This is a genomic window from Marinobacter xestospongiae, from assembly GCF_023156385.1.
GTDB lineage: Bacteria > Pseudomonadota > Gammaproteobacteria > Pseudomonadales > Oleiphilaceae > Marinobacter > Marinobacter xestospongiae.
Genome location: NZ_JAKZAK010000022.1, coordinates 70,767 through 95,726, shown reverse-complemented (window position 1 = coordinate 95,726; position 24,960 = coordinate 70,767). Strand labels below are relative to the sequence as shown.

General features: G+C 64.6%; 27 protein-coding genes. 13 read left to right on the top strand and 14 right to left on the bottom strand.

Annotation, left to right across the window (positions count from 1 at the left end; genetic code table 11):
• Window positions 1-18: 18 nt before the first annotated feature.
• Window positions 19-1,302, bottom strand: coding sequence for a DEAD/DEAH box helicase (locus MLD24_RS16055; protein ID WP_227173169.1), 1,284 nt, complete (start codon window positions 1,300-1,302; stop codon window positions 19-21).
• Between the two features lie 306 nt (window positions 1,303-1,608).
• On the opposite strand from MLD24_RS16055, the gene MLD24_RS16050 reads away from it, so the two are divergent.
• A complete protein-coding gene (locus MLD24_RS16050; protein WP_248167954.1) occupies window positions 1,609-2,538 on the top strand; it encodes a hypothetical protein in 930 nt (309 codons plus the stop codon).
• A gap of 25 nt (window positions 2,539-2,563) precedes the next feature.
• Here the strand turns inward: MLD24_RS16050 and arfB are convergent, their stop codons facing one another.
• From arfB to MLD24_RS16010, 8 genes are all read right to left on the bottom strand, one after another.
• On the bottom strand, window positions 2,564-2,974 hold the full coding sequence (arfB, locus tag MLD24_RS16045; RefSeq protein ID WP_227173167.1) for an alternative ribosome rescue aminoacyl-tRNA hydrolase ArfB: 411 nt from the start codon (window positions 2,972-2,974) through the stop codon (window positions 2,564-2,566).
• A 5-nt stretch (window positions 2,975-2,979) separates the two neighbouring features.
• Window positions 2,980-3,627 carry a 5,6-dimethylbenzimidazole synthase gene (gene bluB, locus MLD24_RS16040; RefSeq protein WP_248167952.1) on the bottom strand — a complete coding sequence of 216 codons (648 nt, stop codon included), beginning with the start codon at window positions 3,625-3,627 and terminating at the stop codon, window positions 2,980-2,982.
• A 17-nt stretch (window positions 3,628-3,644) separates the two neighbouring features.
• Window positions 3,645-3,809: a DUF3012 domain-containing protein gene (locus tag MLD24_RS16035; protein WP_227173165.1), complete on the bottom strand. Its 165-nt coding sequence runs from the start codon at window positions 3,807-3,809 to the stop codon at window positions 3,645-3,647.
• Between the two features lie 19 nt (window positions 3,810-3,828).
• Complete coding sequence (locus tag MLD24_RS16030) at window positions 3,829-4,272, bottom strand: YtoQ family protein (RefSeq protein WP_248167950.1); 444 nt, start codon at window positions 4,270-4,272, stop codon at window positions 3,829-3,831.
• A 174-nt stretch (window positions 4,273-4,446) separates the two neighbouring features.
• On the bottom strand, window positions 4,447-5,868 hold the full coding sequence (locus tag MLD24_RS16025) for an NAD-dependent succinate-semialdehyde dehydrogenase (protein ID WP_248167948.1): 1,422 nt from the start codon (window positions 5,866-5,868) through the stop codon (window positions 4,447-4,449).
• A gap of 19 nt (window positions 5,869-5,887) precedes the next feature.
• Entirely contained in the window at window positions 5,888-7,666 is a 1,779-nt protein-coding gene (locus MLD24_RS16020) for an acyl-CoA dehydrogenase (protein ID WP_248167946.1), read from the bottom strand.
• An 11-nt stretch (window positions 7,667-7,677) separates the two neighbouring features.
• A complete protein-coding gene (phbB, locus tag MLD24_RS16015; RefSeq protein ID WP_227173161.1) occupies window positions 7,678-8,427 on the bottom strand; it encodes an acetoacetyl-CoA reductase in 750 nt (249 codons plus the stop codon).
• A gap of 64 nt (window positions 8,428-8,491) precedes the next feature.
• Window positions 8,492-9,862: a malonyl-CoA decarboxylase gene (locus MLD24_RS16010; protein ID WP_248167944.1), complete on the bottom strand. Its 1,371-nt coding sequence runs from the start codon at window positions 9,860-9,862 to the stop codon at window positions 8,492-8,494.
• A gap of 213 nt (window positions 9,863-10,075) precedes the next feature.
• On the opposite strand from MLD24_RS16010, the gene MLD24_RS16005 reads away from it, so the two are divergent.
• The 11 genes from MLD24_RS16005 to MLD24_RS15955 all read left to right on the top strand — a co-directional run bounded on the left by MLD24_RS16005 (window position 10,076) and on the right by MLD24_RS15955 (window position 20,311).
• Window positions 10,076-10,510 (top strand): MaoC family dehydratase, encoded by a 435-nt coding sequence (locus tag MLD24_RS16005; RefSeq protein WP_227173159.1) that lies wholly within the window; start codon window positions 10,076-10,078, stop codon window positions 10,508-10,510.
• 12 nt (window positions 10,511-10,522) lie between these two features.
• Window positions 10,523-11,068, top strand: a complete 546-nt coding sequence (locus MLD24_RS16000; protein WP_227173158.1) for a hydrolase — start codon at window positions 10,523-10,525, stop codon at window positions 11,066-11,068.
• A gap of 60 nt (window positions 11,069-11,128) precedes the next feature.
• Entirely contained in the window at window positions 11,129-12,658 is a 1,530-nt protein-coding gene (locus tag MLD24_RS15995) for a PAS domain-containing sensor histidine kinase (RefSeq protein ID WP_248167942.1), read from the top strand.
• Window positions 12,659-12,671: 13 nt separating this feature from the next.
• On the top strand, window positions 12,672-13,307 hold the full coding sequence (locus tag MLD24_RS15990) for a response regulator transcription factor (RefSeq protein WP_248167941.1): 636 nt from the start codon (window positions 12,672-12,674) through the stop codon (window positions 13,305-13,307).
• A 268-nt stretch (window positions 13,308-13,575) separates the two neighbouring features.
• Entirely contained in the window at window positions 13,576-14,970 is a 1,395-nt protein-coding gene (locus MLD24_RS15985; RefSeq protein ID WP_227173155.1) for a hypothetical protein, read from the top strand.
• Window positions 14,971-15,013: 43 nt separating this feature from the next.
• Entirely contained in the window at window positions 15,014-16,639 is a 1,626-nt protein-coding gene (locus MLD24_RS15980; RefSeq protein WP_248167940.1) for a long-chain-fatty-acid--CoA ligase, read from the top strand.
• A 281-nt stretch (window positions 16,640-16,920) separates the two neighbouring features.
• Window positions 16,921-17,316 carry a PA2779 family protein gene (locus MLD24_RS15975; RefSeq protein ID WP_228752892.1) on the top strand — a complete coding sequence of 132 codons (396 nt, stop codon included), beginning with the start codon at window positions 16,921-16,923 and terminating at the stop codon, window positions 17,314-17,316.
• 12 nt (window positions 17,317-17,328) lie between these two features.
• The gene (locus tag MLD24_RS15970) at window positions 17,329-18,291 is read left to right on the top strand and encodes a PA2778 family cysteine peptidase (RefSeq protein ID WP_248167939.1); all 963 of its coding nucleotides are present in this window, start codon (window positions 17,329-17,331) and stop codon (window positions 18,289-18,291) included.
• Between the two features lie 94 nt (window positions 18,292-18,385).
• Window positions 18,386-19,228 (top strand): AraC family transcriptional regulator, encoded by an 843-nt coding sequence (locus MLD24_RS15965; RefSeq protein WP_248167938.1) that lies wholly within the window; start codon window positions 18,386-18,388, stop codon window positions 19,226-19,228.
• Window positions 19,229-19,268: 40 nt separating this feature from the next.
• Window positions 19,269-19,991, top strand: coding sequence for an AzlC family ABC transporter permease (locus tag MLD24_RS15960; RefSeq protein WP_248167937.1), 723 nt, complete (start codon window positions 19,269-19,271; stop codon window positions 19,989-19,991).
• The gene (locus MLD24_RS15955) at window positions 19,988-20,311 is read left to right on the top strand and encodes an AzlD domain-containing protein (RefSeq protein ID WP_248167935.1); all 324 of its coding nucleotides are present in this window, start codon (window positions 19,988-19,990) and stop codon (window positions 20,309-20,311) included. The genes MLD24_RS15960 and MLD24_RS15955 overlap by 4 nt, the downstream gene beginning before the upstream one ends.
• Before the next feature lie 11 nt (window positions 20,312-20,322).
• Here MLD24_RS15955 and MLD24_RS15950 read toward each other — a convergent pair whose 3' ends face one another.
• From MLD24_RS15950 to MLD24_RS15935, 4 genes are read right to left on the bottom strand one after another with little or no spacing between them, the layout of a single operon-like run.
• Entirely contained in the window at window positions 20,323-20,883 is a 561-nt protein-coding gene (locus MLD24_RS15950; protein ID WP_227173148.1) for an LOG family protein, read from the bottom strand.
• 33 nt (window positions 20,884-20,916) lie between these two features.
• Window positions 20,917-21,684: an SGNH/GDSL hydrolase family protein gene (locus MLD24_RS15945; protein ID WP_248167933.1), complete on the bottom strand. Its 768-nt coding sequence runs from the start codon at window positions 21,682-21,684 to the stop codon at window positions 20,917-20,919.
• Between the two features lie 5 nt (window positions 21,685-21,689).
• Entirely contained in the window at window positions 21,690-22,364 is a 675-nt protein-coding gene (locus MLD24_RS15940; protein WP_227173146.1) for a YoaK family protein, read from the bottom strand.
• A gap of 40 nt (window positions 22,365-22,404) precedes the next feature.
• Entirely contained in the window at window positions 22,405-23,442 is a 1,038-nt protein-coding gene (locus tag MLD24_RS15935; RefSeq protein ID WP_248167931.1) for a GlxA family transcriptional regulator, read from the bottom strand.
• 119 nt (window positions 23,443-23,561) lie between these two features.
• Here MLD24_RS15935 and MLD24_RS15930 point away from each other — a divergent pair, with 119 nt between their 5' ends.
• Entirely contained in the window at window positions 23,562-24,506 is a 945-nt protein-coding gene (locus MLD24_RS15930) for an alpha/beta hydrolase (RefSeq protein ID WP_248167929.1), read from the top strand.
• Here MLD24_RS15930 and MLD24_RS15925 read toward each other — a convergent pair.
• Complete coding sequence (locus MLD24_RS15925) at window positions 24,496-24,924, bottom strand: Lrp/AsnC family transcriptional regulator (protein ID WP_248167928.1); 429 nt, start codon at window positions 24,922-24,924, stop codon at window positions 24,496-24,498. The two genes, MLD24_RS15930 and MLD24_RS15925, sit on opposite strands and share 11 nt — an antisense overlap.
• Window positions 24,925-24,960: the final 36 nt, after the last annotated feature.

Below are 24,960 nucleotides of genomic sequence, written 5' to 3'. Positions count from 1 at the left end.
CGGGGGTTGGGTCAGGGCCTAGCCGCGTTTGGACCCGCCGTCTCCCTGACGGGAGCGGGCGCGGCCACGGCCCTGCCCCGGGCTGTTACCACCACGTCCCTGGCCATTGCGACCGGACGGACGTGACCGGCCACCGCGACCCGGGGCCGATTTTGGGGTGACGGACAGCGGTGTCTCCGGCTCGAATCCCGCCATCGTCTTCCGCGGGATCGACTGGCTGATAACCTTCTCGATCCCCGCCAGCAGTTTGCCCTCATCCGCACTCACCAGCGAAAGCGCCTGCCCCTGCTCACCAGCCCGGCCCGTTCTGCCAATGCGGTGGACGTAGTCTTCCGGCACATTAGGCAGTTCAAAGTTCACAACCTGCGGCAGCTGTTTGATGTCCAGCCCCCGGGCTGCGATGTCGGTGGCCACCAGCACCCGGATTTCACCACTCTTGAAGTGGCTCAGCGCGCGAGTACGGGCACCCTGGGACTTGTTGCCATGGATCGCCGCTGCGGCGATGCCGTCGCGCTCCAGCTTCTGGGTCAGACGGTTGGCACCGTGCTTGGTGCGGGTAAACACCAGCACCTGCTGCCAGTCGTGATCCTTCACCAGCCGGCTCAACAACGCCGACTTGCGGCTCTTGTCCACCGGATACACCGTCTGCTGAATGGTCTCCGCGGTGGTGTTGCGGGGGGCCACTTCCACCTGCACCGGCTCATTCAGCAGGCCTTCGGCCAGCTTGCGGATGTCACCGGAGAAGGTCGCGGAGAACAGCAGGTTCTGGCGCTTTGCCGGCAGCAGGGTCAGCACCTTGCGGATATCCCGGATAAAGCCCATGTCCAGCATGCGGTCGGCCTCATCGAGCACCAGCACGTCGAGGGCATCGAAATTGACCACGCCCTGCTGGTGCAGATCCAGCAGCCGGCCCGGGGTAGCCACCAGCACGTCCACGCCCTTGCGCAGGGTGCGGATCTGGGGATTGATCTTGACGCCACCGAACACCACCGCCGAGGAGGTAGCCTGGTACTTGCTGTACAGCGCGACGCTGTCGCCCACCTGGGCTGCAAGCTCCCGGGTTGGGGTCAGGATCAGCGCGCGGACGCCCTGGCAACGCCGGGGCAGCTCACCCAGACGCTGCAGCAGCGGCAGGGTGAAGCCGGCGGTCTTGCCGGTGCCGGTCTGGGCAGCGGCCATGACGTCCTGGCCGGACAGTACGGCGGGAATGGCCTGGGACTGAATGGGGGAGGGGGTTTCATACCCCTGATCCGAGGTAGCACGGACCAGCGACTCGGACAGACCGAGGGAAGCAAAACTCATAATTGTAAACTCTTGATATGACTCCCGACATCGGGCGGGAGTGCCGCAGTTGGAGCGGCGAAACTAAGACGACTACGGCTGTGCACCGGATGTTGGGCGCGCCGTCCTCTGACAGGTCGTTTCGAATGGGGGTCGCGCTCGGCCCGGGGCCGTAACTGCGCAATCCTTCGAGGCAGGATGGCGGGCACGGTAACAGAGTCCTGCGGCGATAGCCACTTTAATTCACCCGCAACCGCACCACGGTGTGAAGGAAGCCGGATTATGTGCTTTGATAAAGCAGACAGGCACAAGCGAGTGGAGCACGCCATGGTCTCCAGAATGTTGTTGCTGATCCTGGGGTTACTGCTGATGGCCCCGGCCGCGGCCCAGTCCTTCCGGGTCGGCGTGCTGCACGGCGACACCGAAATCTTCGATTACGAGCTGTCAGTGCTGAAACTGGCGCTGGCCCACGCCCCCGGAGACCACACCCTGGAAGTGGTGCCCCTGCCGGAAACGCCCCAGCAACGCATATTCGCCATGCTCGACTCGGCCTGGGAACCCATCAACGTGTTCTTCAGTGGCTACAGTCCGGAACGGGAACGGCGCCTGCTTCAGGTCAACATTCCCCTCACCCGTGGCCTGCTGGGCTATCGGCTGATGGTGGTGAAGGCGGAACGGCTGGCGGAGCTGAAAGGCATTGATTCACTGGCGGAACTGCGCCGTTACCGGATCGGCTCGGGCATTGGCTGGCCCGACAACGATGTCCTGCAGGCCAACGGCCTGGAAGTGATCACCAGCCGCTACGACAACCTCTGGCGCATGCTGGCGATGGAGCGTTTCGACCTGTTCCATCGCGGCGTCCAGGAAATCTACACCGAACTGGCGCGGCCGGAGCACCAGCAACTGGCAGTCCTGCCAGGCATGATGGTGGTGTTTCCCTACGACTATTTCTTCTATGTCTCGGTCAACCGGCCAGATCTGCACGACCTGCTGCTGACCGGGCTGGTCAACGCCTACAACAGCGGCGCCTTCATGGCCAACTTCCTGAGCCATCCGGCGATCCGCCGTGCCCTGGAAGACGGCGAGCTCACCAGCCGGCGGGTGGTGCGACTGGCGCTGCCGGAAACCTACCAGAGCCTGGACGTGATTCCGCAACGCTACTGGCATGCGGTGGGTGAGCATCCGGTATCGCTCAGACCCGCCACCCCGCTGATCACCGCGACCACGCCGGTAGTCGGCCACAGCCCGGTTGACTAACGCGCAGCCGTTCGCCGCCGGCGGGCTACATCACCTTGCCCCGCAGGGCCTTGGTGCGGCCGCGCTGGGTCTTGCTGTCCACCCGTCGCTTGCGGGCAGCGCGGGAGGGTTTGGTGGGGCGACGGGCCTTGCGGGGTTTGACCGCATCCCGGATCAGCGCCTGCAACCGCGCCAGGGCATCGTCCCGGTTGGCCTCAAAGGTACGGTGGTTCTGGGCCTTGATCACAATCACCCCGTCCTTGGTGATTCGGCTGTCCCGCAGCGCCAGCAGGCACTCCTTGTAGTAGGGCGGTAGCCGTGAGGCCTGGATATCAAACCGCAGATGCACCGCCGAGGCGACCTTGTTGACGTTCTGGCCGCCAGCGCCCTGGGCACGGATCTGGTGGATCTCGATTTCATCATCGGCGAGGCTGACGGCGTTGGACAGTGGCAGCATGGGGGTCACCGGTAACCGTCGGTGTGGAGCACGGTGGCCAGGGCGCGACGCTGCTCCCATTCCAGCCGCTCCAGTTCCGGGCGGTCGTCAAAGCGATGGACATAGCCCAGGCACAGGTAGGCCACCAGTTTGCGGTCGGCGGGCGCCTGCAGGATCTCCGCCACCCGGCGGGGGTCGAGGATGCTGACCCAGCCCATGCCGACGTTCAGCGCCCGGGCCATCAGCCACATGTTCTGCACCGCGCACACCACACTGTATTCTCCGGCCTCCGCCATGGCGGTCTGGCCCAGCACCGGCCCCTCGCTGGCGCGGTAGAACACCGCCAGGTTGACCGGCGCCTCGTGAATGCCCTCAAGCTTGAGGCGGGCGTAGAGCTCACCGCGCTCGCCACTGAAGCGTTCACGGGCCTGCCGGTTGGCGGCATCGAAACTTTCCGCCACCTGCGCCCGCAGTGCCGGGTCAGCCACCTGCACAAACTCCCAGGGTTGGGAAAACCCGACCGAGGGCGCCAGCGTCGCCGCCTGCAGGATCTGCTCCAGCACCGGCTCCGGAACCGGCTCCGGGCGGAAGTTGTTGCCGCGGACATCACGGCGATGACGCAGGATGTCGGTCAGCAACTGCTGGTCGTCGGTGCTGAAACAGCGTTCACTCATGGCGATCTTCCCGCCGCTCAGGGCAGCACACAGTGCTTGGCGTAGTCACCGGCTTCGTTCATGGTCCAGTCGCCCTTGGGCTTCTCATCCATGTCCGCGCACCAGGCATCGCTGCCCACTTCCGGCGCACAGCCGGCGAGGCCAACGGCCAGCGCCAGGGTCATCATCAGTCGCTTGATCATGGTGTTTCTCCCGCCCGGGTTACTGGGCCGTAGTGACGTACTTGAGCACCTCAACCACCTGCTCCGGGGTCTGGGCCCAGGCCATGGCGGCAGCGTCGACTTCCTTGAGCGGGTGCACAATGCTGTCGTCGTGCAGGGTGATGTAGGGGGTACCCATGGCGGCGCAGAAACCGGCATCAAACGCCGCGTTCCACTGCTTGTACTTGTCGCCAAAGCGGATCACCGCCAGGTCACACTGCTCCAGCAGGGTCTTGGTGCGAATACCGTTGACCTTGGAGGACTGATGGTCCCGCCAGAAACCCACCTCCGGCTTGCCCAGCACATCGCCGGCGGCGTCACTGGCGTCGTGGTCGGTGACCGGGGCGGTGAACTCCACCGGCAGGCCCGCGGCCTCGACGCCCGCCTGGATCTGCTGGCGCCAGTCAGTGTGGATTTCGCCGGATAGGTAGACGGTCCAGATCATGGGGTGCTCCTCTGTCATCGTATGATCGACGGCCCTGAACGGGCCTGTTATAGAGCAGCATGATACGTCAGCGAGGGATTGGATTCATTGCCGGCGGCAAATCCGGCCGGCCATGATCACCACCGGTGCCAACCCACGGCGCACCCGAAGTCGCCGCAGGCCGCTTGCCGGACGTCAGATGGCGAAGCCACCCAGCTTGGTTTCCAGGTACTCGTCGATGCCTTCCTCGGCACCTTCGCGCCCCAGACCACTGGTCTTCATGCCGCCAAAGGGCGCGGCGGCACTGGTGGGGTTGATGTCATTGATGCCGATGATGCCAAAGTTCAGCGCCTCGAAGGCCCGGTGGGCGGTGGACAGGCGGTCGGTGTAGACGTAGGCCGCCAGGCCATAGGCGGTGTCGTTGGCCATCGCCAGCACATCGTCACCATCGCGGTAGCTGATCACCGGCGCCACCGGACCGAAGGTTTCCTCGCGATAGATCGCCATCTCCGGCGTCACCCCGGACAGCACCGTTGGCGCGTAGAAGCAGCCTTGGGCCAGCTCGCCGTTGTGCAGCCGGTCGCCACCGGTCTCCAGGGTCGCGCCCTTGGCCACGGCATCCTTGACCTGGCGATCCACCTTGTCCAGTGCCCGCTGGTCAATCAGCGGCCCCAGGGAGGTGGTGCTGTCCAGACCGTTACCCGCCTGCAGCCGCTCGGCGCGGCTCACCAGCTCGGCCACAAACGCCTCGCGGTGATCTTCATGGACGTAGATCCGGTTGGGACTGATACAGGCCTGGCCGCCATTGAGGAACTTCACCAGCGACAGTCCCTTGGCCGCATGCACTGGATCGGCATCGGGGAAGACGATGGCCGGGGCATGCCCACCCAGTTCCATCGATACCCGCTTCATATGACGGGCAGCCTCGGCGTTGAGCTGGCAACCCACCTCGGTGGACCCGGTGAAGGTCAGCTTGCGCACCCGCGGGTCGCGGCAGAACGCCTCACCGACCCGGGCTGGCTGCTGTACCGTGATGGCATTGACCACGCCGGCCGGGAAGCCGGCCTCGGCGAAGATCTCCATCATTGCCTGGGCGCACAGCGGCGTCGATTCTGCCGGCTTGAGGATGACCGTGCAGCCGGCAGCCAGCGCCGGCGCCAGCTTGCGGGTGATCATCGAGATCGGGTAGTTCCAGGGGGTGATCGCCCCCACCACACCGACCGGCACCCGGTGTACCAGAAAGCGCTGGTTTTCCCGCGCCGACGGGATGGTCTCACCCTGGATGCGTTTGGCCTGCTCGGCGAACCACTGCAGAAAATCGGCACCGTACTGAACCTCGTTCAACGAGGCCTTTAGCGGCTTGCCCTGCTCTTTGGTCATCAGTTCCGCCAGCGCCTGCTTGCGCTGGATCATCAGCTCCCAGGCCCGGTACAGCAACCGCGAACGCTCGTAGGCCGTGGTCTTCTTCCAGCTGTCAAAGGCGCTGTGCGCCGCCGCGATGGCCTGGTCGATGTCGGCGTCGCTGCAATCCGGCACCGACCCCAGCGCCTCGCCGGTGGCCGGGTTGGTGACCGCGAAGGTGGGCCGATCGCTCAGCCATTCCCCGTTGATGTACATGATCTCACCTCGTGTTCGTTCAGAAGCTGTCGTCCGCCATCGCCATGATAGCCTCACTGCCGGCACGAATGGCCGACAGGTAGCCGGCGCAGCGGGGCAGGATCTGGTCGATGTAGACATTCACCGTCACCCGCTTGCCCTGCAGGAACGGGTCGCTGCCGTCATCCCGGGCTGCGGCCCGCTGTGCCGACTGCAGCATCAGCCAGGCAGCCACGGTGGTGGCGGTCAGCATCAGATAGTTGAAGGCCACCGAACCGGCGTGATTGGCATCGGCCTGGCCATCCAGTACCAGCCGCACCGCCTCATCCACGAACGCCACCGACTGGCGGAAGCGATCCAGACGCTCGCCCGTTACCGCGGCATCGCCGGCGATGGCCTCGGCAAAGCCACGCATTTCAGCAACCAGTTCCGTCATGCCCTGACCCTGATCCCGCAGGGTCTTGCGGCCCACCAGATCCATCGCCTGGATGCCATTGGTACCCTCATAGATGGGCAGGATACGGGCATCCCGATAGTACTGGGCGACGCCGGTTTCCTCCACAAAGCCCATGCCACCATGGCATTGTACCGCCAACGAGGTGACTTCCTGAGCCATCTCGGTGCACCAGCCCTTCACCAGCGGCGTCATTACCTCCACCCGCCGACGATGATAGCGGCGCTGATCCTCATCCAGATCCCGCGCCCGTGCCAGGTCCACCCCGACGCAACCACTGTAGGCCAGACAGCGACCGGCCTCGGTGAGCGCCTTCATGGTCATCATCATGCGTCGCACATCGGGGTGGCGGATGATCGCCGAGGCGCCCGTTGCACCCGGTGCCACCCCTTGCTGACGTTCAAACACATAATCCCGGGCCGCCTGGTAGGCACGGTCGGCCACCGCCACCCCCTGAAGACCCACGGTCAGGCGGGCGTTGTTCATCATGGTGAACATGCAGGCCAGGCCCTGGTTTTCCTCGCCCACCAGATAGCCGATGGCGCCGTCGTTGTCGCCGTAGCTCATGACACAGGTGGGGCTGGCGTGGATGCCCAGCTTGTGTTCAATGGAGACCGCGTGACAGTCGTTGCGTTCGCCGGGCTCGCCCTGTGCGTCCGGCAGGTACTTGGGCACCGCGAACAGCGAGATGCCGCGAACCCCGGCCGGGGCATCCGGCAGCCGCGCCAGCACCAGGTGAACAATGTTCTCCGCCATATCGTGTTCACCCCAGGTGATGAAGATCTTCTGGCCACGAATGCGGTAGTGCGCCCCATCCCGTTCCGCGGTGGTGCGGATGGTGGCCAGATCAGAGCCGGCCTGGGGTTCGGTCAGGTTCATGGTGCCGGTCCACTGACCCGACACCATCTTGGGCAGCAGTTCAGCCTTGAGGGCCTCACTGGCGTTCTCCGACAACGCCTCAACCGCACCCTGGGATAACAGAGGACAAAGCCCCCACGCCATGTTGGCGGCGTGCCACATCTCCTGGACCGGTATCGCCAGTGAGAACGGCAGGCCCTGGCCACCAAACGCCGGTGCAAACTGCAGGCTACCCCAGCCGCCGTCCACATACTGACGGTAGGCATCGGCAAACCCGGCCGGCGTGGTGATGGTGTGGTCGCTGCCAAAGCTCAGTCCGGCGCGATCGCCGGAGCCATTGAGCGGCGCCAGCACCGAGCCGGAAAAACGCGCCGCCTCATCGAGGATCGCGGTTACCAGGTCGTCACCGACCTCTTCGTGACCACAGGCTTTCGCCATATCATGGAACCCGGCCACGTCGCTGAGAATGAACGCCATGTCGCGGGTGGGTGCTCTGTACTCTGCCATGGAAACGCTCCTTAGCTCATGTACTGGCCGCCGTTGACGGACAGGTTGGTGCCGGTCACAAACCCTGCGTTGTCGTCCGTCAGGAACGCCACGGCGCGGGCAATGTCCTCAGGCTGGCCCAGCCGGCCCACTGGAATACCGGCAATGATGCCGTCCAGTACTTTCTCCGGAACCTGACGCACCATCGGGGTATCGATGTAACCCGGTGACACCGCGTTGGCGGTCACCCCCTTGCGGGCACCTTCCTGGGCGATGGATTTGGTAAAGCCGTAGATGCCGGCCTTGGTGGCGGCGTAGTTGGACTGTCCGAACTGGCCCTTCTCACCATTGAGGGAAGAGATGTTGACAATGCGGCCAAAGCCCCGCTCGCACATGCCCTCAAAGACCTGGCGACACATGTTGAACATGGAGTTCAGGTTGACGTTGATCACCTGCAGCCACTGGTCCTGGGCCATCTTCTTCAGCGGCGCATCGTTGGTGATACCGGCGTTGTTGACCAGCACGTCAATGGCACCGAAATCCCGCTCCACGGTGGCAACGAAGTTGCTGCAGGCTTCGAAATCGGTCACGTCCAGCGGTAGGATGGCAACCTCATAACCGGCGCCGTTCATTTCCGCCTGCCACGCCTGGGCGGCCTGAGTGTCGGCCTCACCCGGCAGGTGGCTGGCAATGACCTGGCGACCCTGGTCGACCAGCGCCTTGCACATAGCGGTGCCAAGGCCGCCGGTGGCTCCGGTTACAACTGCGATACGTTTGCTCATGGTGCTCTCCTTGGTGGTTGTCTCAATACTTGTTGGGGTAGTGGTTGACGCAGCTGCCTGGCAACTACTTCAACAGTTTCTTGATCGCTGACGACTGCGCGATCGCGCCCTCCGAGGTGTAGCGCTCGCTGCGCTGCTCGATCTTCGGCAGTTCGTAGAGGTAGTTGACCATCAACCCGGCGGACTGCTTCAGCCCCTTGTCAGAGCTGTCCGCCAGCCAGTTCAGCCGCGCCACCTGGGCGCCGTTGCTGAGATGGAAATGGGCCACCGGGTCCTGAGCCTTGTTGCCCTGGCGGCGAACCTGGCACAGGTAGCTGGCCGCCAGCCGGGTCAGGGCGTCACGCCGCACCTCGTTGTTGCCATTGGGATCAAGCTGCTCCGGGGTGCGTGGTGGTGGCAGCGACAGCCACTGTTCGCCACCGGGCAAGCCCCGCAGGGTGTCGGCGTCGCTCTGGTTGAGCCAGCGGCAGAAACCGGGAATCGGCGACAGCGTGGCGAACTGCTTAAGCTGGGGAAATTCCTCCCGCAGTTTGCGCACCACCTGTTTGATCAGGAAATTGCCGAAGCTGATGCCCGCCAGCCCGCGCTGGGCGTTGGAGATGGAATAGAAGATGGCGGTGTCCGCCGCCTCCAGATCCTGGGTCGGCGCGGATTCGTCCAGCAGCGCCTGGACGTTGTCGGCCATGCCGCTGACCAGCGCCACCTCAACGAAGATCAACGGCTCATCCGGCATACTCGGGTGCATGAAGGCAAAGCAGCGGCGGTCGGAATCAAGCCGATTCTTGAGATCGCTCCAGCTCTTGATGGCGTGCACCGCCTCGTAGGCAATCAGTTTTTCCAGCAGTACCGCACCGGAACGCCAGCTGATTTCCTCAAGCTGCAGCAAGCCGACATCGAACCAGTGACTGAGCAGTTCCTTGAGGTCGCTTTCCAGCGGCTGCAGCGATGGGTGCTCCTTGCGCAGACCCAACAGCTCCTCACGCATATCGACCAGGAACTTGACGCCGGAGGGTACCCCGTTGAACTGCTTCAGCAGGGCCACCCGGCTGGGCTCCAGAGCCTGACGCAGGGCCTGGGCCACCGCGGTTTTGTGACCGGAACCGGCAGCCTGCCAGTGATCGATTTCCCGACCCACGCGGGCCTCATCAACCCCGTAGTGCTCCGCCAGCAGACCAAGGAAACGGATGCGGCCCTGACGGGACAGGGTCAGGTAGGTGCGCCCCAGTTCCGCCGCGCGATTGCGGGCCGCCACCTGGCCGCCGTTCTCCGCCAGGCAGTGATCGATCCACTGCCGTACCACTTCCAGATCGGCTTCCGGCAGATCAGCGGCGACGGTCAGCGACTCGTTGGCGGCGCGACGACCGGCGCCGGCGTCCCCACCGGGAACCAGGCGCTTGAACGCCCGCTCAAAGATGTTGGCTGGCTGGCTTTGCATGACAACTACCCCACTTGGCATTGAAAGAACGTCCGTGGCACTAAAAGGACGTCCGGGACGTCGCGGAACCCGATGATTCCGCTTTACTTGTTGATGTTGTTGACGGGAGGCTATCAGAGCTTTTGAACAAAACCAAGTAAAACTACTTGGTTTATTCAATACAAACCATTAACCTCCTAAGCGAATGGATCAAACCTATGGAGACAATCAACCATGAATGACCTGCACGGTTACTATCTTGAAGACCTGTCCATTGGCATGAGCGCCAGCTATGCCAAGACCATCACCGAAGCCGATGTGGTGCTGTTTGCCGGCATCAGTGGTGACGACAACCCGGTCCACCTCAACGTCGAGTACGCCAAGACCACCCCGTTCAAAGAGCGGATCGTCCACGGCATGTTCAGCGCGGCGCTGATTTCCGCTGTACTGGGCACCCGTCTGCCGGGACCGGGCGCGATCTACGTCGACCAGGAGATCAAGTTCAAGGCCCCGGTGCACATCGGTGATACCGTGGTGGCCAGCGCCGAGGTGGTGGAGATCAACGAACAACGCCGCCGGGTCAAACTGAAGACCGTCTGCAAGGTGGGTGACAAGGTGGTTGCTGAAGGCTACGCCACCAACATGGTGGACCGTCGTCCGGCGGAGTAAGGGGAGATGACTATGCTGTTGGATAGCAAACAATCGATTCTGGTGGTGGTCGACGTCCAGGCCCGGCTGCTGCCGGGCGTTCAGGACAACGACACCCTGGTCAAACACTGCGACTGGCTGGTTCGCCTGGCCCAGCTGGCCGAGGTGCCGGTGATTGGTTCCGAGCAGTACCCACAGGGTCTGGGCCACACCGAAGAGAGCTTGCAGGCCCGCATCGGCGAGGCCAACCTGTACGGCAAGACCACCTTTTCCTGCATCGACGACGAAGGCTTTGCCGCCCGCTTTGAGCAGGAAGGCCGGCAGCAGGTGGTGTTGTGTGGCATGGAATCCCAGGCCTGCGTGCTACAGTCCGCGCTGCGGCTGAAAGAAACCGGCGCCGACGTGTTCGTGGTGGCCGACGCCATTTCTGCCCGCAATCATCGCGATACCGAGATCACCCTGCGCCGCCTGGAACAGGCCGGTGTCACCCTGGTGACCCGGGAAATGGTGGGCTTTGAGTGGATTCGCCGCTCCGACGCCCCGGCCTTCAAGACGTTCAGCAAGGACTTCCTGCGCTGATCGCCACCACCTGGCCCGGGTTGGCATCGCGCAACCCGGCCAGGCTGGACCAGGAGAACCATGAAGACCCGAACACCCGAAGAAGGCTATTCCGCGCTGACCGACGACGCCGAGCGCAATCGCCTGCTGGCGGAAATGGCGGAACAGTCGACCGACATGATATCCCGCCACACCCCCGATGACTGGCGCTTCATTTATGCCTCGCCGGCGGTGACCCATCTGTTGGGCTACAGCGTGCAGGAAATCGTGGGCATGTCGGCCTACGATCTCTACCACCCGGACGACGTTGAAGACTTCAAGCGTCGGGCGCCCAGCGTCAACTACGACCGCGGCCTGTACACCCACACCTACCGTTTTCGCTGCAAGGATGGTCACTACACCTGGCTGGAAAGCACCAGTCGCACCATCCGCGACCCGGAGTCCGGCGCCATTCGCGAGATCCTGGTGGTGTCCCGGGATGCCAGTCACCGCATCAAGGCCGACAAGGCCAACCGACGCCTGGCGCGGGTACTGGAGAGCACCCAGGATCTGGTGCTGTTTGTCCATCTCGATCACACCCTGTCCCACCTCAACGAGGCCGCCCGCCGCGCCCTGGGCCTGGAACAGCAGGACTACACTGCCTTTCCCCTGCACCGGCTGGTGTCCGAACGGGGCAACGAACTGCTGGTGCAGGAGGCCTTTCCGGCAGCGCTGGCGCGGGGCCAGTGGCGGGGAGAGCTGGCCCTGACCAGCCGTGACGGCCGGCCGCTGCCAGTGATGCTGGAACTGCTGGCCCACCGTTCACTGCACGGTGATGTCGAGTACTTCTCCCTGGTGGCCCACGACCTCAGCGAGAAAAAGGCCGCCGAACAGCAGCTCAAGGCCTACCGGGAGGAACTCGACCACGCCGGCCGCCTGGTCACCATGGGCGAGCTGGCCTCCAGCCTGGCCCACGAACTCAACCAGCCCCTGGCGGCGATGGTCAACTTTCTGCGCGGGGTGGAACGCCGCTTTGCCGGCCACGACGCCCTCAGCTGGGCCGATATCGAGCTGCCCATCACCCGCTCCATCAACACCGCGCTGCGGGCCGGCGAGATCATTCACCGGATGATGGACTTTACCCGCAAACAGGAGCCGGTGATCGAAGCCCTCGACCTGACTGCGCTGATCGGCGACCTGTGTGATTTCTGCGAGTCCACCGCCGAGCGTCACAACGTCCAACTGGTCAACCGGGTCGACCAGCCCATGCCGGCGGTGCGGGGCGACAAGATCCAGCTGGAACAGGTGATCCTCAACCTGCTGGTCAATGCCATTGAGGCCAGTCGTCGTGACGACGACAGCAGCGCTGCGATGGTGGAGATCACCGCCGAGCGCTTCGATCACGGCCACCTGATGGTCCGCGTCACCGACCAGGGTGGCGGCATACCACCGGAGGCCATGACCCGTATTTTCGAGCGCTTCTACTCCACCAAGTCCAGCGGTCTGGGTATGGGGCTGGCGATCAGCCGCTCTTTGGTGGAAAATCTCGGGGGTGAACTGTGGGCCGACAACCTGCCCGGCGGCGGTGCCCGCTTCTCGTTCACCCTCACGATTGATTCACCCCCAACATGACCAGACAGGCTCGATGAACTCCACCAATCACGACCAGACCGTCTTTGTCATCGACGATGATCCCGATGTCCGCGATTCGCTTCAGTGGCTGCTGGAGTCCGTCGGCCTGACGGTACGCACGTTCGAGGACGCGATGGCGTTCTTCGAGAACTACCGGCCCGGCGACAGCGGTTGCCTGGTGATGGACGTCCGCATGCCCGGCATGAGTGGCATCAATGCCCAGAAGAAACTGCCGGAGTACCGCATTGATCTGCCGGTGATCATGATTTCCGCCCACGGCAATGTCGACATGGCGGTGACCGCCCTGACCCAGGGCGCCCTGACCTTCATCGAGAAACCGTTCGATGACCAGGTCCTGATCGACCACGTCCACAACGCCCTTACCCTGGACCGGGAACGCCATCAGAAACAGCGCTCGCAATCCCAGATCCAGCAGCGTTACGACAGTCTCACCCGGCGGGAAAAACAGGTGCTGGCGCTGATCGTCCAGGGCATGTCCAACCAGGAGGCGGCCGACGACCTGGGCATCAACCGCAAGACCGTGGAAGGCCATCGCGCCCACATGATGACCAAAATGGCGGTGGATTCCCTGGCCGAGCTGGTGCAGATCGCCATCGCCCTGGGCATTGTCGAAGGTTACACCGGCTAAGACAGTCCCCGCTGGCGGAGCCGCCCGGTTCCACCCTCCCGGAACCCCATCTGCGACATTCGCTGGCGGCCATTCAGGCCGCCGGCCCGCCCCTGCCTGCAAGCGCCATTTCCAGCGACATCATACTTTCAGCCAGATTGAGAGTATCCACTCATAAAACCAAGTAAATACCATTGCTTTTAACCGTATTAGTGCCTAGGATCGGGAGTGGCCGTGAATCATTCTCGCCGGCCGTCTCACACACAATCGTGGATGGAGAACAACAACAATGTCCCTCAAGCAACGCCCGGACGGTGCCGAACAACCGTCCATGCTCGGCGCACTCAAGCTCCGCATACCGCTGGTGCATTACAAGCTGGAGATTCCGGACATCCTCCAGGGGGTGATCCTGTGCGTGGTGCCTCTGGGCATCACCGCACTGATGACCGACATTCTCGGCATTCCCTTCGAGGTTGCCGTCGCCTTCGTGCTGCTGAACAACTTCCTCTACCTGCTGCACACCCACTTCGGGGACCCGGCGGTGTCCGGCTGGATCACCGCCGGGATTCCGCTGTACATCGCCTTCCTGTCCGGCTACCCGGAGGGGGACGCGCGAATACTCGCCCTGATTGCGCTACAGATCACGGTCGCGGTGCTGTTCCTCGGGCTCGGCATCTTCAAGGGTGCCGACGCCATGGTGCGCAAGATGCCGATGTCGCTGAAAGCCGGCATCCTGATTGGCGCCGGGATCTCGGCGGTGATGGGGGAATTCGGCGCCGACGGTCGGGTCTGGACCATGCCGATCACCATCCTGTCCGGTGCCGCACTGGGCTTCTTCATGCTGTTCTCGGAGACCGCAGCGCCGCTGCGGGCCCGCTATGGCTTCTTCCGCTTCGTGGCCCAGTACGGCATCGCCATTCCGTTCATCCTGGCCTATGTGTTCGGCATCCTCATCGGTGAAGTGCCGGTGCCGCAGGTGGAGTGGGGCTTCACCGCCATCCCCATCGGCGACATCATCCGGGACTACAGCGTCTTCGGTCTCGGCCTGCCGCCACTGCAGTACTTCATCGACGCCCTGCCATTGGCACTGGCGGCGTACATCATCGCCTTTGGCGACATCCTGGTGGTGGACTCCCTGTTCAAGAACGCCGACGGCGTTCGCAAGGACGAGAAACTGGTGTTCAGCCCCCGCCGCAACAGCATCATCGTGGGTATCCGCAACCTGATCCACGGCCTGCTGGCACCGTTCATCAGCCTCTCCGGCCCGGCCTGGACCGGCGGTCAGGCACTGGTGATCAACCGTTACATGAACAATCCCCGCAAGGCCATGGACAGCTACTGGGGCGGCGCCACCAGCATCTACTGGGGCATGAGCATCGCACTGATCCTCGTACCGGTGATCACCCTGCTCAAGCCCGGTCTCAATATCGGCATGGCGCTGACCCTGCTGATTCAGGGTTACCTCTGCGGCTACCTGGCCATCGAGATGCTGGAACGGCAAAGTAACCTGCAGCGGGGCGTGGCTGTCATTGTCGGTGCCATCCTGGCCACCAAGGGCGCGGCCTGGGGTCTGGGTACCGGTCTGGTACTGTGGCTGGTACTGGAGAAGAACTGGTTCGCCACCGCTCCCGCGCCGGCAAAGGAACAACCGGATGCCGGGGACGCCGCCACCGAACAGGGCTGAGCGGCCCCCCGATCGCAGACACAACAACAAGAGGCTCACTTGCATGGACAACCTGTACGAAACCGGCCTGGCGGCCAACACCGCCAACCACACACCGCTGTCGCCGGTCACTTTTCTGGAGCGTACCGCCCTGGCCCATCCCAATCGCCTGGCGGTGATCCATGGTGAGGTACGACGGACCTGGGCCGAGACCCACCGTCGCTGCCTGAAGATGGCGTCGGCACTGCGCAAGCTTGGGGTGCGCCGTGGCGACACCGTCGCCGCCCTGCTGCCCAACGTGCCGGAAATGCTGGAACTGCATTTCGCGGTACCGATGATCGGCGCCGTGCTCAACACCCAGAACACCCGGCTCGATGCCAAGACCATGACCTTCATGCTCAACCACAGCCGGGCGCGGATCTTCTTCACCGACCGGGAATTCAGCGACCGCGCCCGGGCGGCGCTGGAAGGCTGTGACGCCAAACCGACGGTGATCGACGTCGATGACCCCAGCTTCGACGGTGGCGAGGCCCTGGGCACCATGACCTACGACCAGCTGCTGGCCACCGGTGATGACGATTTCCAGTGGCAGCCGCCGGAAGACGAGTGGCAGGCCATCACCCTCAATTACACCTCCGGCACCACCGGCAACCCCAAGGGGGTGGTCTACCACCACCGCGGCGCCTACCTGAATGCCCTGAGTAACGTGATTGGCTTTGGCCTGCCCTCCGGCGCGGTGTATCTGTGGACGTTGCCGATGTTCCACTGCAACGGCTGGTGTTACCCCTGGGCGGTCACCGCGGTGGGTGGCACCCATGTCTGCCTGCGCCAGCCCCACCCGGAGCCGGTGTACGATGCCATCGCCAACCACGGCGTCACCCACTTCTGCGCCGCACCGGTGGTGCTGAACATGCTGATCAACGCCCCGGAAGAGCTGCGCAAGCCGTTTGACCAGGCCGTCACCGTGGCCACCGGCGGTGCCGCGCCCCCAGCCGCCACCATCGAAGCGATGGAAGGCCTGGGCATGAAGGTGGTGCACCTGTATGGCCTCACCGAGACCTACGGCCCCAGTCTGGTGTGTGAATTCCAGGACGACTGGCAGGACCTGTCCCTCAAGGACCGGGCCGCCAAGATGGCACGCCAGGGCATCCTGTCGCTGTCGATGACCGACATGATGGTGGCCGACCCCAATACCCTGGCCCCGGTCCCCCGTGACGGCACCACCATCGGCGAGCTGTTCGTGCGTGGCAACAGTGTGATGAAGGGCTATCTCAGCAACCCGGACGAAACCCACAAGGCGTTCGCTGGCGGCTGGTTCCACACCGGTGATCTGGGGGTCTGGCACGAGGACGGTTACGTCGAGATCAAGGACCGCTCCAAGGACATCATCATCTCCGGGGGCGAGAACATCTCCACCCTGGAAGTGGAGAGCACCCTCTACGATCACCCCGCCGTGCTGGAAGCGGCGGTGGTAGCGGCGCCGGACGATCACTGGGGGGAAATCCCCTGTGCCTTTATCACCCTCAAGCGGGGCCATGAGCATCTGGGTCAGGACGACATCGTCGCCCACTGCCGCGCCAATCTGGCCGGCTTCAAGGTACCCAAACGGATCATCTTCTCCGAAGAACTGCCGAAGACATCCACCGGCAAACTGCAGAAACACGTCCTGAGAAGTCAGCTGACGTCCTGACCTCCCCTTCGGTGGCCCTCCCCCGGCGCACCCTGCGCCGGCCGGGCTTCCGGCAGCACCCTGTTCCCCGGAGCCCGCCTCCGGGGCTTTTTTATGTTCACCAGATGACCAATCCCTCATCGAACGGTAACCACCGGAACCGGGGCAATCCAGCAGAACCTGTATACACTTGGGGTATATATCGGCAGTTCGGGACTGGACGCTCGCTGTCACCTGCAGTCACAGACCTCCCGGGACGAGTCCGCAGTCCTTGAGGTCCGGAGAAGGGGGAGCCCAACATGATCATTGCCACCCGAACCATTCGCCAACTGGCGCCACTGTTATGCCTGGCCTTGCTGGCCAGCATGCTCACCGTGCCGGCCCAGGCCGCCATCGTCGGCACCGGCGAACTGATCCAGCAGCAACACCAGACACAGTCCCGCGCGTCCCTGAGTCAGGCGCTGTCCCAGGACGACGTGCGTCAGTCCCTCAAAGCCCTTGGTGTGAGTGAGGACCAGGTGCAGCAACGCATCGACCGGCTCACCCCGGCGGAGCTCGCGTCTTTCAACCAGCAGCTCAACGAAGCCCCCGCCGGCGAGGGCGTCGTGGGCGTCATCGTGCTGTTTGTGCTGGTCTTCATCATCACCGACATGCTCTGCGCCACGGACCTGTTCCCGTTCGTGAACTGCATTCGCTGATCGGCGCCCGTGATGGTACGAGGTTTTCTGCTCGCCGGCCTGGTGGTGGCAACGCTGCTTACGGGCTGCGCCAGCCAGCCCTGGCCCAGCACGGTCCGGGAGCCGGCACCGGCCGCACACCAGCTGGCGGTGCCGTTCCACCCCCAAACGCGCTACCAGTGCGGGCCGGCAGCACTGGCGATGATGCTGAACGACCAGGGGATTGGCGCCACGCCGGATGCGCTGGTGGAACGGGTGTATCTGCCAGGGCGACAGGGGTCACTGCAGCTCGATATGGTCGCCACCGCACGGCAGGAAGGTCTGCTGGTTCACCCGCTGGCGCCGGATTTCCAGGCCCTGCTGAGCGAGATTGACGCCGGTCACCCGGTGCTGGTCTTGCAGAATCTCGGGCTGCGATGGTGGCCCCAGTGGCATTATGCGGTGGTAACAGGTTATGACGTCGAGGCGGATGTGCTGATCCTGCATTCCGGGGTCAACGCCAACTATCGGTTGCCAAGGCCAGCTTTTCTTGCCACCTGGGACCGCGCGAAGCGCTGGGCCCGGGTCATGCTGACGCCCGACCAGGTACCGGCGACCACCACACCACTGGCGTTCCTCGCCAGTGCCCATGACCTGGAAGCGACCGGACAACTGGAGGCGGCACGCGAGGCCTACCGCACCGCGCTGTACCACTGGCCGGATCAGGCCGCGGCCCGACTCGGGCTTGGCAACGTAGCCTATCAGCAGCAGGACTGGGACCTGGCCCGGCAGCACTACGCCCGATTGACCCGGGCATTTCCGGAACTGGGTGCCGGTTGGCACAACCTGGCAGAAACCCTGGAACAACAGCAGTGCCCCCAGGCGGCCAGCCAGGCCCGCGCCTGCGCCTACCGCCACGACCCCAACCGCTTTCCCCAGCTGCCGGCCGGTCACCAGCCGGGGCAGGATCGCAACGGCTGTCCGCCACCCCCCTCCTGCCTGCCCAAGGCCCAATAGATCAACGAATGAGGCAGACGGAACCCTGGCCGCAATTTTCTACAAGACAAGCGTGGGCGACTGTGGTGCACTGGCGTGATTCAGGACAGGTCCGATGAAAGAGAACGCTGACTACGCCAATGCCCCGGTACTGGGTGGGCTGGAACTGTTGAACGCCCACTACTACCGCCAGAACTTCGCCCGCCACACCCACGAGGGCTATACCGTGGCGGTGATCGAGCACGGTGCCCAACGGTTCTACCGCACCGGAGACCAGCACCTGGCGGACCAGGACAGCATCATTCTGGTGAACGCCGACGATGTCCACACCGGCCAGTCGGCCACCGATTATGGCTGGGCCTATCGCGCCATGTATCCGACCCCGGAGCAGTTCCAGCACGTCGGCCGTGAGCTGTTCCAGGGGCGCAATGGCGTGCCCTATTTTCCCCAGGCGGTGGTGCAGGACCCGGAACTGGCGGCCCAGTTGCGACTGGTGTTCAGTCACCTGCGGGACAGCCACGACCGCTTGCTCAATGAAACCCTGCTGTACTCCGTCATGACCCGCCTGGTTGCCCGCCATTCCCGCAGCCGTCACAGCTTCCGGGAGGGTAAAGCGCCAAGCCGCGCCCTGCAGCTGGTGAAGGAATTTCTTGACGATTTCCCCGCCGCCGATGCCGCGCTGGAGGACCTGGCCCGGCTGGCCGACCTCAGCCCCTACTATCTGGTCCGCCAGTTCCGCCGCCACTACGGCCTGCCGCCTCACGCCTACCAGGTGCAGAACCGCCTGCGGCTGGCACGCACGCTGCTGCGGCAGGGCCAGGCCCCGGCGAGCGTGGCCATCGACTGCGGGTTCCACGACCAGAGCCACCTGACCACCCATTTCAAGCGGGCCATGGGCGTCGCGCCCGGCCAGTACGCCCGCCAGAGCAAGATGCTACAAGCCAGCGGCTCTCGGTGATGCCAACCTCGACAGATTCGAGATGTTGCCGGAGTCCAAAATGTCGAGTGTATCTGCTGTTGCCCCACCCTATCCGCCCGCTCGCCAGGCGCTGGCGGATATTCTGCCGCTGTCGCTGGCGGTGGTGCCCTGGGGCCTGCTGTGCGGGTCCCTGGCGCTGCAGGCCGGGCTCACTCCCTGGCAGGCCCAGTGCCTGTCACTACTGGTGTTTGCCGGCGCCGCGCAACTGGCGGCCATCGGCCTGATCAGCGGCGGTGTCGGGGCCCCCGGCCCGATTCTCTCCAGCACCGCGATCGTCAGCGCCCGCCACCTGCTGTATTCAGCAGTGTTGCGACAGGATGTGCGCGAGCAGCCACTGCGCTGGCGACTGGGGCTGGCCTTCCTGCTGACTGACGAGCTGTTCGTGGTGGTGCAGGCCTACCGCCAGCGCCACGGCCGCGTTCATCGCGGCTACGCCCTGGCGGCGGGGCTGACGTTCTACCTGATCTGGAACCTCGCCACCCTGGCGGGCATCGTCCTGGGACAGTCGGTGGCGGGGCTGGAGCGGTTTGGCTTCGACTTCGCGATTGCAGCGATCTTCCTGGCCATGGTGGTTCCCCAGGTCACATCATCGGCGGCGCTGGCGGCGACCCTGACCAGTGCCCTGGTCGCCGTCGCCTGCCACTTGCTGGCAGTGCCCCTGGGTCTGCTGATTGCCAGTGTCGCCGGCATGGCCGTGGGTTACGGCAGCTCCCGGCCCGCCACAGAGGGAGCCACGACATGATGATGTGGACCCTGCTGGCGGCCATGGCGCTGGTGACCTTCGGCTTCCGTTTCGCCTTCTTTGCCGGTTTTGTCACTCTGACGCCGGGACCGCGCCTGCAACGGCTGTTGTCGTTTTCCGCCCCCTGCGTGCTGACGGCAATGGCCACCCCCATTGCGGTGGCGCCCCATGGCGCGCTGTGGCTGACACCGGACAGCCCCTATCTGGTGGGCGGCGGCGTCGCGGTGGTGCTGGCAGGCCTGCGCTGTTCGCTGCTGTGGGTGGTGGTGCTCAGCCTCACCACCTTTGGCGGCTTACGCTGGCTGACGCTGATGCCCTGAGTGGCCGGGGATCAGCTCCACTTGCGGGCCGGAGGCTGGTAGGCCCGCAGGGCATCCACCAGCGGCGCCGGCTCACTGGCGACGATCAGCATCTCGGCATGGGTCGGTGACAGGAAGCCTTCGCCGGTCATCCGGTCGACGAAATCCAGCAGCGCGTCGTAGTAGCCGCAGACGTTGTAGAGGGCGCAGGGTTTGCGGTGATAGCCCAGCTGGCCCCAGGTCCAGGCCTCGAACAGCTCCTCCAGGGTACCGGGACCACCCGGCAGGGCAATGTAGGCATCGGCCAGCTCGGCCATGCGCGCCTTGCGCTGGTGCATGGTGGCCACCACGTCCAGGTGAGTCAGCCCCGGGTGGGCCAGCTCCCGGTCTTTCAGGGCTTCGGGAATCACCCCATGGACCTCACCGCCGGCCGCCAGTACCGCATCGGCCACCGTGCCCATCAGCCCCACCTTGCCACCACCAAAGACCAGGTTGATGCCCTGCTCACCCAGGTACTGACCCAGGGCCTGGGCGGCCTCAACGTAATCGGGGTTATGACCGGAACTGGAACCGCAATAGACTGCCACTTGCATCGTCTGTGTCTTCCTTCGGTGATGGGCGGGCGGCTATTCTGCCAACGCCGCCGGGGTTACGCCAGAGAGTGCGCTAGAGGATGCGTCAGAGAGAGCCTTGATGTGCAGGTCAGCCAGCAATTCAGCGCCGTGTTGGCCCCACAGCGCGTAGGCGGCCTCACCGGGGTGGAAACCATCACTCGCCATCAGACCCGGCTCGAGCGGGAACGGCACCTGCAACAGACTGCAGCCGCCGGTGTCCCGACAGAACTGCGCCAGCGCCTGGTTGAGCTGACCCGCACGGCGCCCCAGGTACCACCGCAGGGGCTGCGGCAGGGCCGGAAACTGGTGCATTGGCGGTATCGCGGTGAACACCACCTCACGCACCCCGAAACGCTGTTGCAACAGGCCGGTCAGTTGCTGCAGATGACGGTGCCATTGCCGCAGCGTGGTGCGGCCGGTAACGTCATTGACGCCCACCGACACCAGCGCCAGATCGAACGGTCGCGGCGATTGCGCCGCCAGCCGGTCGCAGACATCGGCACTGCTGTCACCGGTGCGGGCCAGCAACTGCCAGCGCACCTGAAATCGCTGCGCCAACGCCTGGACCAGCTGGCCGGACAACGCCTGGGTCTGAACCCGGGTGCCCACGCCGGCAGCAGCAGAATCACCCACCATCAGCACCGCCAGCGGCGTCCCCGATCCGGACACTCCCTCGCGCGGCCCATCCGGCTCCGGCAGGCGCGGCGTGTCCCGCCGCACCCGTCGGCCCTGCCACAGCAACCAGGGCAGCAACAGCAATGTCGTCAGCGGGTAGAGCATGGGACTTACTCCTCTTGCACGGGGCGCTGGCGCAGGCGGTAGCCCCAATACACCACGGCCAGCAACAGGGTGCCGGCCGCCGGCACGATCAGCGCCAGGAAGTGCCAGTGCCGGAACGCCATCGCGCCCACCGCGCCGCCGGTGATGAAACCGGCGATCAGCAGCAGGTAAAGACCGATCCGGCGCCGGTCGATGGGGTGCCCCCGCAGGCGGGCGCCGAGCATGGTGCCCAGATCGGTGAACAGGCCGGAGACGTGGGTGGTGCGAACAATGGCGCCGCTGTAGGTACTCACCATGCCGTTCTGCAACCCGCACGCCGCCGACGCCAGCAAATGCCCCAGGGTTGAGCCCTGCTGCAACACCACCATCGCCAGCAACAACAGCGCTGCCTCCAGGCACAGCGCCACGCTGTAACGACGCCCCAGCCGCAGTGCCACATTGCCCACCAGGGCACCACTGAGCAGCGCCCCCAGCACGAAGCACAGCATGATCAGCAGCAAGTGCACGGTCACCGACAGGTTGAGATCCACCAGGGCCAGGGCCACCAGACTGGACGTGCCGGTGAGGTGGGACACAGCCTGATGCTCAAAACCCAGCAAGCCGATGGCATTGACCGCACCGGCCACCAGCGCCAGCCAGAAACCGCCAATTTCAACCCATCGTGGAAGCTGTCGGATCACCGCCTAAACACCCGTCGCCAACAATTCGAAGGCGACCAGTCTACCCGATTTCATCCGCCGCTGCGGCCCGCTGGCTGACCGGTTCCGGTGTGAGGTAGCTGAAACGACGACGGTACTGTTCCATGGTGCAGCCCACGGTACGCTTGAACAGGCGGCGGAAGGAGCTGGTGTCCTCATAACCCACCTGCCAGATGATCTGGGCGGTCTGGGTACGGGTCGATTCCAGCAGGTGCTTGGCGGCTTCCACCCGCAGTTGCTGCAGGTACGCCAGGGGGGTGTCGCCGGTGGCGTCCTTGAAACGGCGCTTGAACGTTCGCGGCCCCAGGCCGGCCTGGGCCGCCACCTCATCAATCACGATGGTTTCGGCATAGTGCTGGTCCATCCAGACCTGGGCCTTGCGAACCGCCTCGTCCTGATGGGACTGCCGACCGAAGAATCCCATGTAGGGGGTCTGTTCCCGGCGCCGGCCATCGAGCACCAGCAGCTTGCTGCAGGCAAGGGCAATGGCCGGCGATACCAGGCGCTCCACCAGATACAGGCACAGATCCACGTAGGCCGAGGCGCCACCGGCACAGACCACTTGGCCGTTGTCCACCAGCAGGTGATCCTCCTCCAGCCGCAGGGTCGGGTAGCGTTGCCGGAACTGGGCGGCAGCGCGCCAGTGGGTGGTGGTCACCTGGCCCTCCAGCAGACCGGCCTCGGCAAGGACAAAGCTGCCGGTACAGACGCTGGCGATCAGCGCACCACGACGATGGCAGTCCTGCAGCCAGGCCAGGGCCGGCTCGGTTGCCACCAGGTATTGCTCCAGCTGCGCCGGCGCCGATACCGCTTCTATGCCGGACCCCACCACCACCAGATCCGGCGTCAGCTCCATACGCCGGGCGGTGGGTACCACCGTGGCGCCACTGTAGGCCTGCACCGGCTGATCATCCAGGGTCACGATCTGGCAATCAAACCGGGTCGCGGGATCACCGCCGGACTTGCGACTGCAATAGGTGGCGGTGGTGAAAAAATCCATCACCCCGTGAATGCCGGTGGCGTGGCAGTGAGGCAACGCGAGAACCGCAACAGTGATCATGAGCCATGTCCCATTTCGCACCAAGAGTGTCAAATATGACACTCCAGCTCACCCGCCACAAGCCCTAATCTGAACCTGTCAGCCATCCTGGCCCAACGCCCGTAAGGGAGGAATCAACCATGACCCAGGTCACCCCATCCATATCGCCACAATCGGCGTCACGATCATCCGCATCACGGCCATTCGCATCACGACCATCCATATCACAACAATCAGCCACTGCGGCGAGCCACCGCTCCTGGCAACACCGGGCCCTGAGCCTGGGACTGGCCCTGTATGCCCGCCTCTCCAGCGATGGTGCCGCCCGACTGATCGAGCGCCTGGCCTTCACCCCGCAGCGACTGCCCATGCCCAGCCGCTACGAGCACCTGCTGGAGCAGGCCGACAGCCACACCCAGCTGCACGTCGGCACGCGTACCCTGCCGGTCTACAGCTGGGGCGAAGGCCCTGTGGTGCTCGGGGTTCACGGCTGGTCCGGCGCCGGCATCCAGTTTGGTGCCTTTATCCAGCCACTGGTCGCCGCCGGCTATCGGGTGGTGCTCTACGACGCCCCCGCCCACGGCCGCGCCCAGGGCGAACGCACCGATCTCTATGAAATGACCGAGGTACTGACCCGGGTGGGCGAGCTGTTCGGCCCGCTGGAGGCGGTGATGGCCCACTCCCTCGGCAGTCTGGCTGCCGGCCGCGCCCTGGTGGACGGCCTCAGTGCCCGCAAGTTGGTCCTGCTGGCGCCCCCGGCGTCGCTGTCGGAAGTGGTGGACAATCTGGGTGTGCAGATGGGCCTGTCTGCCGGCGCCCTGGCGCAGCACCGGGCGCGCATGGAGGCCCGCTTTGGTCCCGAGGTCTGGCAGCGGCTGGCCTTGGATGAACTGGTGCCACAGCTGAACCAGCCGGGGCTGGTGGTCATCGACGATCAGGACCGTGCAGTGGCGCCAGCGCAGAGCGCACGGGTCTACCATCGCTGGCCCGGCGCCGAACTGTTGCGCAGTGAGGGTCTGGGCCACCACCGGTTACTGTGGCACGACCGCGTGGTCGAGCCTGTGGTGGCCTGGCTCAGCGCCTGAACTTGGTCTCCAGCACCACCGCCGAGTTGGTGCGCTCCACCCCATCCAGGGTGGCGATGTCGTCCAGTACCGCGCTCAGGGCCTCCAGGCTCTGGGCCTGGACGATGGCCAGCAGGTCGTACTCACCGCTCACGGCATACAGTTGGCTTACTTCCGGCATCGCCTCCAGGGCGGTGTTGGTGCGCACAGTCAGTTTCTGGTGCACCTTGATGGAGACATGGGCCTCCACCTGGTTGGCGGTGTATTCGCCGCCCAGCTCCACCGAGTAGCCCTTGATGATGCCGGAGCTCTGCAGCCGGGCCAGCCGGTTCTGCACCGTGGAGCGGGACAGGTCGAGGGCCCGGGCCAGGTCCGAGACGCTGGTGCGGGCGTCCTTGCGCAGCAGGGCGATCAGGCGCAGATCCTGTTTATTGATCATATTGGCAAACCTGTTGGTCAATTTGCCTAAATATGG

Bases quoted from the DNA above. Each gene is read 5' to 3' on its own strand.
- MLD24_RS16055 (WP_227173169.1), bottom strand. From the start codon at position 1,302: ATGAGTTTTGCTTCCCTCGGTCTGTCCGAGTCGCTGGTCCGTGCTACC.
- MLD24_RS16050 (WP_248167954.1), top strand. From the start codon at position 1,609: ATGGTCTCCAGAATGTTGTTGCTGATCCTGGGGTTACTGCTGATGGCC.
- arfB (WP_227173167.1), bottom strand. From the start codon at position 2,974: ATGCTGCCACTGTCCAACGCCGTCAGCCTCGCCGATGATGAAATCGAG.
- bluB (WP_248167952.1), bottom strand. From the start codon at position 3,627: ATGAGTGAACGCTGTTTCAGCACCGACGACCAGCAGTTGCTGACCGAC.
- MLD24_RS16035 (WP_227173165.1), bottom strand. From the start codon at position 3,809: ATGATCAAGCGACTGATGATGACCCTGGCGCTGGCCGTTGGCCTCGCC.
- MLD24_RS16030 (WP_248167950.1), bottom strand. From the start codon at position 4,272: ATGATCTGGACCGTCTACCTATCCGGCGAAATCCACACTGACTGGCGC.
- MLD24_RS16025 (WP_248167948.1), bottom strand. From the start codon at position 5,868: ATGTACATCAACGGGGAATGGCTGAGCGATCGGCCCACCTTCGCGGTC.
- MLD24_RS16020 (WP_248167946.1), bottom strand. From the start codon at position 7,666: ATGGCAGAGTACAGAGCACCCACCCGCGACATGGCGTTCATTCTCAGC.
- phbB (WP_227173161.1), bottom strand. From the start codon at position 8,427: ATGAGCAAACGTATCGCAGTTGTAACCGGAGCCACCGGCGGCCTTGGC.
- MLD24_RS16010 (WP_248167944.1), bottom strand. From the start codon at position 9,862: ATGCAAAGCCAGCCAGCCAACATCTTTGAGCGGGCGTTCAAGCGCCTG.
- MLD24_RS16005 (WP_227173159.1), top strand. From the start codon at position 10,076: ATGAATGACCTGCACGGTTACTATCTTGAAGACCTGTCCATTGGCATG.
- MLD24_RS16000 (WP_227173158.1), top strand. From the start codon at position 10,523: ATGCTGTTGGATAGCAAACAATCGATTCTGGTGGTGGTCGACGTCCAG.
- MLD24_RS15995 (WP_248167942.1), top strand. From the start codon at position 11,129: ATGAAGACCCGAACACCCGAAGAAGGCTATTCCGCGCTGACCGACGAC.
- MLD24_RS15990 (WP_248167941.1), top strand. From the start codon at position 12,672: ATGAACTCCACCAATCACGACCAGACCGTCTTTGTCATCGACGATGAT.
- MLD24_RS15985 (WP_227173155.1), top strand. From the start codon at position 13,576: ATGTCCCTCAAGCAACGCCCGGACGGTGCCGAACAACCGTCCATGCTC.
- MLD24_RS15980 (WP_248167940.1), top strand. From the start codon at position 15,014: ATGGACAACCTGTACGAAACCGGCCTGGCGGCCAACACCGCCAACCAC.
- MLD24_RS15970 (WP_248167939.1), top strand. From the start codon at position 17,329: ATGGTACGAGGTTTTCTGCTCGCCGGCCTGGTGGTGGCAACGCTGCTT.
- MLD24_RS15965 (WP_248167938.1), top strand. From the start codon at position 18,386: ATGAAAGAGAACGCTGACTACGCCAATGCCCCGGTACTGGGTGGGCTG.
- MLD24_RS15960 (WP_248167937.1), top strand. From the start codon at position 19,269: ATGTCGAGTGTATCTGCTGTTGCCCCACCCTATCCGCCCGCTCGCCAG.
- MLD24_RS15955 (WP_248167935.1), top strand. From the start codon at position 19,988: ATGATGATGTGGACCCTGCTGGCGGCCATGGCGCTGGTGACCTTCGGC.
- MLD24_RS15950 (WP_227173148.1), bottom strand. From the start codon at position 20,883: ATGCAAGTGGCAGTCTATTGCGGTTCCAGTTCCGGTCATAACCCCGAT.
- MLD24_RS15945 (WP_248167933.1), bottom strand. From the start codon at position 21,684: ATGCTCTACCCGCTGACGACATTGCTGTTGCTGCCCTGGTTGCTGTGG.
- MLD24_RS15935 (WP_248167931.1), bottom strand. From the start codon at position 23,442: ATGATCACTGTTGCGGTTCTCGCGTTGCCTCACTGCCACGCCACCGGC.
- MLD24_RS15930 (WP_248167929.1), top strand. From the start codon at position 23,562: ATGACCCAGGTCACCCCATCCATATCGCCACAATCGGCGTCACGATCA.
- MLD24_RS15925 (WP_248167928.1), bottom strand. From the start codon at position 24,924: ATGATCAATAAACAGGATCTGCGCCTGATCGCCCTGCTGCGCAAGGAC.